This window comes from Prevotella rectalis (genome assembly GCF_900607215.1).
GTDB lineage: Bacteria > Bacteroidota > Bacteroidia > Bacteroidales > Bacteroidaceae > Prevotella > Prevotella brunnea.
Genome location: NZ_LR027820.1, coordinates 51,250 through 62,129, shown reverse-complemented (window position 1 = coordinate 62,129; position 10,880 = coordinate 51,250). Strand labels below are relative to the sequence as shown.

11 protein-coding genes are annotated in these 10,880 nt (G+C 43.8%); 1 reads left to right on the top strand and 10 read right to left on the bottom strand.

Annotated features, from left to right (window positions below):
- A partial coding sequence (locus E0E16_RS01230; protein ID WP_223177186.1) for a helix-turn-helix domain-containing protein occupies positions 1-187 on the bottom strand: 187 nt, incomplete at its 3' end.
- Positions 188-295: 108 nt separating this feature from the next.
- A complete protein-coding gene (mltG, locus tag E0E16_RS01225; RefSeq protein WP_130828476.1) occupies positions 296-1,330 on the bottom strand; it encodes an endolytic transglycosylase MltG in 1,035 nt (344 codons plus the stop codon).
- Positions 1,331-1,536: 206 nt separating this feature from the next.
- On the opposite strand from mltG, the gene E0E16_RS01220 reads away from it, so the two are divergent.
- A complete protein-coding gene (locus E0E16_RS01220; RefSeq protein ID WP_130828475.1) occupies positions 1,537-2,181 on the top strand; it encodes an HAD family hydrolase in 645 nt (214 codons plus the stop codon).
- Between the two features lie 64 nt (positions 2,182-2,245).
- Here E0E16_RS01220 and E0E16_RS01215 read toward each other — a convergent pair whose 3' ends face one another.
- The 8 genes from E0E16_RS01215 to E0E16_RS13430 form a co-directional block, all read right to left on the bottom strand.
- Entirely contained in the window at positions 2,246-2,851 is a 606-nt protein-coding gene (locus E0E16_RS01215; RefSeq protein ID WP_130828474.1) for a riboflavin synthase, read from the bottom strand.
- Positions 2,852-3,206: 355 nt separating this feature from the next.
- Positions 3,207-4,565, bottom strand: coding sequence for a dihydrolipoyl dehydrogenase (gene lpdA, locus E0E16_RS01210; RefSeq protein ID WP_130828473.1), 1,359 nt, complete (start codon positions 4,563-4,565; stop codon positions 3,207-3,209).
- Positions 4,566-4,590: 25 nt separating this feature from the next.
- Positions 4,591-6,066, bottom strand: a complete 1,476-nt coding sequence (gcvPB, locus tag E0E16_RS01205; protein ID WP_130828472.1) for an aminomethyl-transferring glycine dehydrogenase subunit GcvPB — start codon at positions 6,064-6,066, stop codon at positions 4,591-4,593.
- Positions 6,067-6,115: 49 nt separating this feature from the next.
- Entirely contained in the window at positions 6,116-7,426 is a 1,311-nt protein-coding gene (gene gcvPA, locus E0E16_RS01200) for an aminomethyl-transferring glycine dehydrogenase subunit GcvPA (RefSeq protein ID WP_130828471.1), read from the bottom strand.
- 117 nt (positions 7,427-7,543) lie between these two features.
- A complete protein-coding gene (gene gcvH, locus E0E16_RS01195) occupies positions 7,544-7,924 on the bottom strand; it encodes a glycine cleavage system protein GcvH (protein WP_130828470.1) in 381 nt (126 codons plus the stop codon).
- 80 nt (positions 7,925-8,004) lie between these two features.
- Entirely contained in the window at positions 8,005-9,090 is a 1,086-nt protein-coding gene (gene gcvT / locus E0E16_RS01190; RefSeq protein WP_130828469.1) for a glycine cleavage system aminomethyltransferase GcvT, read from the bottom strand.
- Between the two features lie 724 nt (positions 9,091-9,814).
- Entirely contained in the window at positions 9,815-10,660 is an 846-nt protein-coding gene (locus tag E0E16_RS01185) for an IS3 family transposase (RefSeq protein ID WP_240048166.1), read from the bottom strand.
- A gap of 32 nt (positions 10,661-10,692) precedes the next feature.
- Positions 10,693-10,869 (bottom strand): hypothetical protein, encoded by a 177-nt coding sequence (locus E0E16_RS13430; RefSeq protein ID WP_165444179.1) that lies wholly within the window; start codon positions 10,867-10,869, stop codon positions 10,693-10,695.
- Between the last annotated feature and the right edge of the window lie 11 nt (positions 10,870-10,880).

Genomic DNA, 10,880 nt, shown 5'->3' with positions numbered 1-10,880 from the left:
CTTCCGAGGGCAAAGATAACGATTTTGAATCAACGGGCCAACGTTTCAGCCATTGGAACATCGAACCACTAGACACATTCCACTTACGCAATATGGACGCTTGAGAAGAACCGCTAGAATAATAATCAATTAACACTTGCAGCTTGAACGAATACGAAAATTCGCGCGGGGTTTTACGTTTTGTCATAATTTCTTACTTTTTTTTATAGTCAGAATTGTGACAAGCTAAATCCGTATAAGACATTTTTAGGGCATTATTGCATTCCATCAGGGTTTAACCTGCACCATACTCCCCCTATTCAATTCCTCTTTCGGTCAATGCTTTCGCATATTTCCGCGCATTATCGAGATGCTCTTGATAAGTTTTCGCGAAGTTATGCGTACCACTGAAATCTTCTTTTGCACACATGTAAAGATAGTCGTGATGCACAAAGTTCAATACGGCATCAATGGCAGCCACGGATGGAATGCGAATAGGACCTGGAGGAAGTCCGTGATATTTATAGGTATTGTACGGACTGTCATAGCTCAACCATTTATGATAGATGCGATGGGCTTCAAATTTTTGAAGCGCGAACTTTACAGTCGGGTCAGCTTGCAACGGCATATCTGCTCGCAGACGGTTGATATACATTCCGGCTATCTTCGGCATTTCCCCTTCATTGTCCGTTTCTTCGTCAACAATGCTGGCAAGTGTCATTACCTCCTCTTTGCTGAAACCGATGACGTTGGCTTTCTGTGTTCGTTCAAACGACCAAAACTTCTTGTTCTCCTCCTGCATCTTCTCAAGAAACATTCCCACCGTTGTGTTCCAATAGAGTTCGTAGGTATTCGGAATGAACATGGCTACAACAGTATTCGGCGTATAACCATATTTCTTGCAAAAGTCGGATGAGTTTAGACTGTCAAGGAATTCACCTTTCGTAAACATGAGCTTCGCGCATACGTTCTTCGCCAAATCCTCCTTGGTTCTTACCGATTGTAAAGTCAGAGAAACAGGTGCCTGACTTCCATTCCTGAGATGCCGGAAGGTTTGCAATGCTCCGGAGGAACCGATGAGATAGCGTCCGGTACGCACATGATCACCATAGGATGTGAACTTTGCCAACTGCTTAAAAGTCCACAAACCATGTCGGGTGGAGAGTGGTTCAAGCTTTTTATAGACGGAGTCGATGTTGTCGTTTTCGTCAATGAGCAAATATTGCTTATCTCCCGTCTTCGACATAGAGGAGAAAAACAAGAAGTAGATAACCAATAAAAGAACGAATGTAACGCCACTCACAATCTTGAGCAACTTGCGATTTTTGGTTTTGCGTTTCGACTTTGCCATGTTGATAGATTTAATGAGTGCAAAGGTACGCAATTTGTATCGAACGCCTTTAGAACATTAACGAAAAAGATTTGCGTTTTTTGATTTTTAATATTGAGGGTGGCATTATTTATCATATACTTTGTAAATTTGCACTCGTAAGAAATGACAGTCTGCCTGCATTACAAGTAATATGCCGGCTTAACGATGATAAAAATACAATTAGAATGAGAGATTTTGAAACCTATGTTTTTGATTTGGACGGAACTTTGCTGGAAACTCTTAACGACTTGGCAGCAAGTACAAATTACGCATTAAGGACCTGTCAGATGCCGGAACATTCGGTAGAAGAGGTTAGAATGTTTGTGGGCAACGGTGTGAAAAAGCTCATGGAGAGAGCCGTTCCCGATGGAAAGGAGAACCCGATGTTTGAGAAAGTGCTCAGCTTGTTTCGAAGTCATTATCTTGAACATAATTTGGACACAACTCAACCTTACAACGGCATACCGGAACTGCTAAGCGAACTGAATAAAAGAGGAAAGAAACTTGCCATAGTCAGCAATAAGTTTGATGCCGCCACAAAAGATCTCGCGAAGCATTTCTTTGCAGACACAATAGAAGTGGCAATAGGCGAACGAGAAAACATAAGAAAGAAACCGGCTCCAGACACGGTACTTGAAGCATTGCGACAACTTGGCGCATCGAAATCCGGTGCTGTATATATAGGGGATAGTGATGTTGATATTATGACTGCCAAGAATAGTGGATTACCCTGTGCCAGTGTGCTTTGGGGGTTTCGTGATAAAGACTTCCTTATACGCCATGGGGCAACATTTTTCGCAGAGAAGCCTGAAGATTTACTGCCCGATTGACCATAAGAAAACGAGTTGTCAGGGAATTATTCCCAACAACTCGTTTTCAATTGTTTGTTTTATGTTACTTCGCAAGACTGTTGAGCCGTGCTATGTATTTCCCGAGAATATCAAATTCGATATTAACCATCGTTCCCAACTCAATATCCGCGAAATTGGTGTTTTCCAATGTATAAGGAATGATTGCTACTTTGAAGGTGTTCGCAGTAGGTTCACAAACCGTCAGCGAGACTCCGTTCACCGTAACCGACCCTTTATCAACCGTAAAATAGCCACGCCGCGCCATTTGCTTGTCAGCCTTGTATTCAAACGTGAAATAAGTACTGCCGTCAGCATTTTGCTTGTCGATACATTTTGCGGTTTCATCCACATGTCCTTGCACAATGTGTCCGTCGAGTCGCCCATTCATCAGCATCGACCGCTCCACATTAACCCTGTCACCTACTTTCAGAAGTCCGAGATTCGACCTCTCGAGTGTTTCTTTCATCGCGGTAACGGTGTAAGTATCATCCTTTAGCCGCACAACTGTAAGGCAAACGCCGTTGTGCGCGATGCTTTGATCGATTTTCAACTCATTTGTAAACGAGCACTTAAGGGTAAAATCAATATTTTCCTGATAACGGTCAATGGCAACTACCTGTGCCATTTCTTCCACAATACCTGAGAACATAATTAAAAATTATTTGTTTCGAGTCATAAAAGACCCATTCCTATTCAATAATGAAGGGTGGGGTTCGTTTTATGCCCCACCCTTTTGCCTCTCGAAAGAGAGAAGTTTGAAAAGTCGTATCGATGATGTGATGAAAAGTCCGAGTATCTATGATAAGAGAGTTCTCTGTCTTTGTAATCCACCGACCTTGCGGTTTAGCCGTAGAAATACGATTAATGTGGCCCGCCATCAACAAGAGAAGTCATCTCGGTTTTCTGATTTATTTGATGACTATCCCGATCAAATCGATACGACTCATACGTTGTCCTTTCAAATGCAAAGATAACACATTTTTTTTATGTGCCAAATTTTTCACTTAATTTATCGCATCTAAAAGTATCTCTCCAAGAGTTGGATGGATATGAATGATGTCGCGAAGATCATTCAGAGTGGCATCGTGATTCATCAACACTGCCACCTCTTGCGTCATGTCAGCAGAATGTGCACCAAAAACATGGCAACCGATAATCTTTCCATTCTCATCCGCGATAACTTTCAGCAGACCTTCCGTCTCTTCCATTGCCAACGCCTTTCCATTGGAGCGATAGAATCCTTTCTTTACGGTACACTTCATACCGGCTTTCTTGCAAGCATCTTCCGACATTCCCACCGATCCGGCTTCCGGATAGGTGAATACGGCTGCCGGCATGATGTCGAAACGGATTTTGTCGGTCTTGTTCAATATCTTATTGATGACACGCATACCTTGGAAACTTGCCGCATGAGCCAACATCTGCTTTCCATTTACATCACCGATGGCATAAACTCCGGGAACATTCGTCTCGTAGTTCTCATTGGTTTCGATACCTTGCTTGATGCAGTTGATGCCCGCAGTTTCCAATCCCAATCCTTCAACGTTGGCAGCTCGCCCGGTAGCGATGAGCACAACATCTGCAGTTACCTGCTTATCCTGACCTTTCTGATTGAAACTGATGACAACCTGTTTCTGATCGGCTGTAGGCTCAATGGCTGTTACACCGCTCTGAAGATTGAAAGAGATGCCTCTTTTCTCCATGTTTTTGCGAAGTCGTTTCGCGATGTCTGAGTCCATAGTTGGCAGACACTCTTTCAGGAATTCGATAACGGTAACAGAACTACCGAAAGTCTCAAACGCTGAAGCAAGTTCCAACCCGATAACGCCTGCCCCGATAATAGCCATCGAATTCGGAACATGACTTATGTCTAACAACTCGGTGGAAGTCATAATCTTGTCTTTCAGTGTGGCTCCTTCCGGAGAGTCGAGATTGGGAATAAACGGTAACATACGAGCGTGAGAGCCGGTAGCGATGATAATGTTATCGGCTGTCATTTGCGTATTATTCACCTCTATCACCTTCTTATCCACAAACTTTGCCTCACCTTCTATGTAAGTAATTCCCGGTTGGGAGAGTAACCCCTTTACACCTTCCCGAAGTTGATTAATCACCGCAGTCTTACGTTGCTGAATGCGATCGAAGTTCACGTGTCCGCCACCAACACATGAAAGCAGCGGATTACGATACAAATCGGCATCATGAGCAAAGCTCTTGGTGGGGATACACCCTTCATTGAGGCAAGTACCACCGGGATGTTTCTTTTCGATGATGGTTACTTTGAGTCCTTCTTTTGCCGCGTGAACGGCTGTATGATAACCACCGGGTCCCGCACCAATGATTATTAAATCGGTCTTTTCCATAATTGATTAGTCTTATAGGTACAAATTACTTCTTGAGAGCCTGACGATAGTTGAGGATTGGCTCTTTAGCCGCCAGCACATCGTCAACGCGTCCGATAGGAGTGTTGTGCGGTGCTTCCTTCACTTCATTCGGCATTTCCAACGCCTCTTTAGCGATGACACGCATCACGTTGATGAAACCGTCAATTGTCTTCTTGCTCTCGTTTTCCGTTGGCTCAATCATCATTGCTTCATGGAAAAGAAGTGGGAAGTAGATGGTCGGAGCGTGGAAGCCATAGTCAAGCAAACGCTTGGCAACATCCATGGTGGTTACACCCGTGCTCTTATCTTTCAATCCATCGAATACGAACTCGTGCATACAAGTTTGAGCGATTGGCAATTCATAGACATCCTTCAAGCTCTCTTTAATGTAGTTCGCGTTCAAGGTGGCATAAGGTCCTACCCACTTAATGTTTTCCTTACCCAAAGTCAAGATATAGGTATAAGCACGCAAGATAGTAAGGAAATTGCCCATATATGGACCCACATGAATATTTTCGGTTGTGAAGTCGCTTCCATGTTCCGGCAAAACGACATCAAACCCTTTGTCAGTCTTGATGACATGAGGCTTCGGCAAGAATGGAACCAAGTCTTTACGCACTCCGACAGGTCCATCGCCGGGTCCGCCACCTCCATGAGGAGTTGAGAAAGTCTTATGAAGATTGATGTGCATTACATCGAATCCCATATCACCCGGTCGAGCAACACCGAGTAATGGGTTAAGATTGGCACCGTCATAATACATCAAGCCACCATTCTCATGTACCAACTTTGCGATTTCAGGTATTTCTTTTTCAAAGAGTCCCAATGTATTTGGATTGGTCATCATCATACCCGCGATATCATCGCCAAGCAAAGGCTTCAGATCCTCTACATCTACAAGTCCTTCAGATGTGCTCTTCACTTCCACAATTTCAAGTCCACACACCGCAGCAGATGCCGGATTGGTTCCGTGTGCGGAGTCCGGAATGATTACTTTGGTACGTTTGTTATCGCCACGGCTCTGATGATAAGAACTAATAATCATCAATCCCGTCAATTCGCCGTGCGCTCCCGCATAAGGGTTGAGTGTGAAATCGTACAAACCGGAGATGCTTGCCAGAGCCTGCTGAAGGTTGTATTCCACCTCCAAAGCTCCCTGCACCGTAGAGAGCGGTTGCAATGGGTGTATTTCCGTGAATGCCGGCATAGCGGCCATTTCTTCATTGATAACCGGGTTGTATTTCATCGTGCAAGAGCCCAAAGGATAGAATCCATTCGCCACGCCGAAGTTGTTGCCGCTGTGGTTTGTGTAATGTCTGACCACCGTTAGTTCGTCGCATTCGGGGAGTTCAGCGTCTTTCTCGCGCTTCAGGTTGTCCGGTACATCATAGTTTCCAAATTCGTTTTTAGGTAGGCTGTAAGCTTTTCGACCGGGTTGAGAAAGCTCAAATATCAAATTGCCGTATAATCTATTGTTCATTTCTTCAATAATTTAATGTTTTACTAAAACTTTGATTAAGGTTTGATGCTTAAAGTAAAGCCACGAGTGCTTCTATTTCATCCTTTGTACGCTTTTCGGTAACTGCGATGAGAAGTTGATCTTTCCCGACTTTTACGCCCGGTAACATTCCTTTCTCAATAGCCTTGTCATAGAATGCATCGCGATTATCAATCTTAACCAAGAATTCATTGAAGAATGGTTGTTTGTAAACCAGCTGTGCCTTTCCGGTAGCTTTCATCTTGTCACATAGATAGTGAGCACCGTCAAAGCTAATTTTTGCAGCTTCTTTCACTCCTTCTTTACCCATGAGCGACATATAGATGGTAACAAAGAGAGCCATCAAGCTCTGATTGGAGCATATATTCGATGTGGCTTTCTGGCGACGAATGTGTTGTTCCCGAGCTTGCAACGTAAGGGCGAAAACGCGTTGTCCCCGAGTATCCTTTGTCTGTCCCACGATGCGTCCCGGCATCTTACGCATCAACTTTTGAGTCGTACACATATAACCCGCGTAAGGACCGCCAAATGCCAATGGCAAGCCAAGGCTCTGAACATCGCCTACGGCAATGTCCGCGCCCCATTCTCCGGGAGTTTTCAACAAGGCAAGGTCGGCAGCTACGCTATTTACAATGAACAACGCCTTATCTTTATGGCAAATGTCGGCGAAGCCCGTGAAATCTTCTGTTATCCCATAATAGTTGGGTTGCTGAACAATGACTCCTGCAACTCCTCCTTCTGCCATCTTCTCCTGCAAATCTTTTGAGCAAGTTACTCCTTCGTTGCTTTTGATAGAAACAAGGTTTACGTTCTGGAAATGAGCGTAAGTCTTGAGAACATCAACTATCTTCGGATCGATTGTCTCAGAGTACAACACCGTATTTTTCTTGCTTGAAGCCGCATTTGCCAAGAGCATGGCTTCAGCCGTAGCCGTAGAGCCATCGTACATGGAAGCGTTCGCCACATCCATGTTTGTCAATTCTGCAATCATGCTTTGGAACTCGAAGATGTAGTGCAACGTACCTTGCGAGATTTCAGCCTGATAAGGAGTATAAGATGTCAGGAATTCAGAACGTCCGATGATACTTGGAATTACGCTTGGCGTGTAATGGTCGTATGCCCCCGCTCCCGCGAAGCAAGTCATCATCTTGTTTTTGTTACCCAATTCATTGAAGAATTTTCTTATTTCCAGTTCGCTCTTTGCTTCAGGCAGGTCATATTCACCCTTGAAGCGCAAAGCCTCAGGAATATTAGCAAAGAGGTCGTTGATGCTTTTCACACCAATCTTTTTTAGCATTTCCTGCGTTTCTTCTTCTGTATGTGGAAAGAATTTGAAATTCATGTCTCTCTGTCTTTAAAGTATGGTTAGATTTTCATAAAAGTAAATAGCTGCTTTCTTCCACAAAATTACTTTGAGAAGGGAAAACAGCTATAAACCCTGAATCGTGTTGTTTATTAACTATTTTGCGCAGAACTCTTCGTAAGCTTTTGCATTCATGAGATCATCCAATTCTGCTTTATCCGTAAGCTCCACTTTAACAATCCAATTGGTATATGGATCTTTATTGAGCAGTTCCGGCTCGTCTTCAAGTGCCTCGTTTACCTCAAGGATTTTGCAAGATACCGGTGCGTTGAGGTCGGATGCCGCCTTTACGCTCTCTACTGCGCCAAAGCCCTCTTCCTTTTCAAATTCATCGTCAGCATCAGGCATATCCACATATACTACATTACCCAGCGCATGCTGTGCATAGTCCGTGATACCGATATAAGCGCAATCGCCCTCAACTTTTACATACTCGTGAGACTCTGCGTAAAAGAGTCCGTCAATAACTTTTGCCATTTTATTCTATTATTTTTTATTGGTTTGTCGTTATTAAGAGGAGGGGAAGACAATGTTTCTCCTCCTTTCATATCAAAATATTATTTCTTATAATGTGGGTCGTAAAATTTTTTCTTTCCCACTGTTGCGGGGAAGAACTTCTTACGGATTTGTACTTCCACGCGATCATCCAACTTAACGTCAGCATCGCACAAGGCTACTGCGCAGCTCTTTTCCACGGAGATGAGTTTATAACCGGTAGTGATTTCTCCAACCTCTTTGCCATCTTTGAACACCTTGTAGCCGTTTCTTGGAATGGCATTGTCGTCGAGCCAGATACCGCGCAAGCGTTTTGCCGGTCCTTCGGTTTTTTGTTTCAAAAGAGCTTCCTTACCGATAAAGTTCTCTTTATCGAACTTCACGAACATTGACAGCCCTGCCATTACCGGAGTGATGGTTTCGGAAAGTTCATGTCCGTAAAGTGGCATACCGGCTTCAAAGCGAAGTGTATCGCGACAGCCGAGCCCACAAGGAGTTACGCCGGCATCCATAAGCTGATCCCAAACCTTGCAGATGAAGTTCGGTGAACCATAAAGTTCAAAGCCGTCCTCACCTGTATAGCCTGTACGCGAAATGATGATGTCCTCACCATCCTTAGTGAGCGTTTTCACCTCATAGAACTTCAAATCAGAGCATGGTATGCCCAACTTTCCCTCAATAATCTTCTCGGCTTCCGGTCCTTGGATGGCGAGAAGCGCGTAATCATCGCTGGCAAAAGTAATGTCCACATCGAAGCCTTCGGAATTATTCTTAATCCATTGGCTGTCTTTCTCGATATTGGCGGCATTGACGGTCATGATGAAACGGTTCTCACCGATTTTGCAGATACAAGTGTCATCCACCACTCCGCCATCAGGCATACAGAACATACCATAGAGCACTTTGCCCACAGCCAATCCTGACACATCGTTCGTGAAAATATAATTGATATACTTTTCTGCTTCGTTTCCCGAGATGATAATCTCACCCATGTGGGAAACATCGAAGACTCCGCAATGCTGTCTTACAGCGTTGTGCTCATCGATAATACTTGAATACTGAATAGGCATATCAAAGCCACCAAAAGGTGAAATCAATGCCCCTAATGCTACATGCTTGTCATAAAGGCATGTTCTTTTGCTTTCCATATTTGTAGGTTTTTATATTTGTTTCTTCGTATTTAGGTTTATTTGCTTGCAAATATAATAAAGAATTTTGTAAAGCACAAAAAAATGAAGATTTTTTATCCGTCTATTTAGGTTAAGAATATAAAAGATGGAATAAATTTGGAGCTCTTGTCTGCAAAACACTGCTCTATCCCATGAGAATAAAGAGTCGGAGAGGATGCCGGTCAAAGACAGACAACGACCAATGTTTACAATCCAAGCAGGACGCGTTATTAACTTTTCTCTCCGCGAAAAAACAACGAAGAAGACGCAAGAAAATCATCTCCAAACAAGGGCGCATAACTCACTGTGGAAGAGCGTAATACAGAAACGGTTTTAAAAGCTCACCTTTTGCATTCCAAAAGCTTAGCTTTTGACCTGCGAAAGCTTAGCTTTTGGAATGCAAAAGGTAAGCTATTGTCTTTTCCTGAATTCACTTGTCAGATCTGACGATGTATTTCTGTTTTACTTGTCAAATATTTTCTTATTTACTGAATGACTTGACATTAACATTATATAGTTTAAATTTGAAGTCAGTGCACTTGCATAAAAGAAGATGGACAACACCTAAGTTCCGTCATATTTTCGGCAAGGTCTTAGGGGGCTCGATGCCCCCTGGGACCTTTGGTGAAGATGGCATAAGACCGTCGTTCGCCATATTTTCGGCGTTCCAAAGATACTTTATATTTTTCTTTTTTGCAAGCATTTATCTCTTTTTCCAAAGATTTCTCCCGGGCTGTTCGCCTCTATAGACATCCATCGGACATTTCATTCCTATGCTCATATGCGGTCGTCTGTAGTTGTAGAAGGCTATTGCCTTGGAGATTTCCATGTTGGCCTGGTCATAATCTCGGTACATCTCCTGCTGGTAAATCCACTCAACCTTAAAGGTTCCATTCGTCCTTTCCGCCACAGGATTGTCCGTAGGATTGTACCGTTCTGTCATACTAACCCTGATATGGTGGCACATAAGAGTTTCAACATATAGGTGGCAGGCGTATTGCGAACCTCTGTCAGAGTGGTGTATCGTTCCGCAGAGGTTGCCTCCTCCGGCTGCCTTAACTGCCATTAGCAATGCCTCCTTCGTATTTATAGCCTCCATGGTTTCGGATAAGCACCAGCCTATGACAGCATGTGAGTAAACATCTGTAATGAGATGGAGGTACAGGACGTTGCCGTAAATCCAAACGTAGGTTATGTCGGCTGCCCAAATGTGGTTAGCATACATTGCCGTAACACCTTGTACAAGATTAGGATACTTCCTATAAGGATGATTGGAGTCCGTTGTACGTCTTCGCTTGTTCTTGGGAAGCATAAGTCCTTCTGAAGCAAGTAGTTTTAAGAAGGAGTCGCGACCATGAGTAACATCTTCACCTAGCTCCGACTTGAGGAGGACGTGCAGTTTCACACCGCCTATCCCGGGACAGCAGGCACGATAGTAGAGTACATTGTCAACTATCAGTTTACGCCTTTGCCGCTCAGAAATCACAAGCTTGCTGCTTGCGTAATACCACTGGCGTTTCTTGCCAAACAGCCCACAGAGGAATTCCACGGATACACCGGGAAACTCCTCACGCAGCGCCGTTACTGTTTGGCACCATCTTTTTTTAAGATGCTGATACCCTCCTCGGATTCGGCTATCTCTATGAGTTTCTCATAGGCACGGCTGCGCATCTTCTCCAAAGACAATGCGTGTTGGAGGTTCACTATCTTCTGGCGCAATATCTCATTGTCTGTCAAATTCGTTTCTTTATGAGCCATACGATACCTCT

Coding starts and splice junctions, on each gene's coding strand:
- mltG (WP_130828476.1), bottom strand. CDS start 1,330: ATGGCAAAGTCGAAACGCAAAACCAAAAATCGCAAGTTGCTCAAGATT.
- E0E16_RS01220 (WP_130828475.1), top strand. CDS start 1,537: ATGAGAGATTTTGAAACCTATGTTTTTGATTTGGACGGAACTTTGCTG.
- E0E16_RS01215 (WP_130828474.1), bottom strand. CDS start 2,851: ATGTTCTCAGGTATTGTGGAAGAAATGGCACAGGTAGTTGCCATTGAC.
- lpdA (WP_130828473.1), bottom strand. CDS start 4,565: ATGGAAAAGACCGATTTAATAATCATTGGTGCGGGACCCGGTGGTTAT.
- gcvPB (WP_130828472.1), bottom strand. CDS start 6,066: ATGAACAATAGATTATACGGCAATTTGATATTTGAGCTTTCTCAACCC.
- gcvPA (WP_130828471.1), bottom strand. CDS start 7,426: ATGAATTTCAAATTCTTTCCACATACAGAAGAAGAAACGCAGGAAATG.
- gcvH (WP_130828470.1), bottom strand. CDS start 7,924: ATGGCAAAAGTTATTGACGGACTCTTTTACGCAGAGTCTCACGAGTAT.
- gcvT (WP_130828469.1), bottom strand. CDS start 9,090: ATGGAAAGCAAAAGAACATGCCTTTATGACAAGCATGTAGCATTAGGG.
- E0E16_RS13430 (WP_165444179.1), bottom strand. CDS start 10,869: ATGGCTCATAAAGAAACGAATTTGACAGACAATGAGATATTGCGCCAG.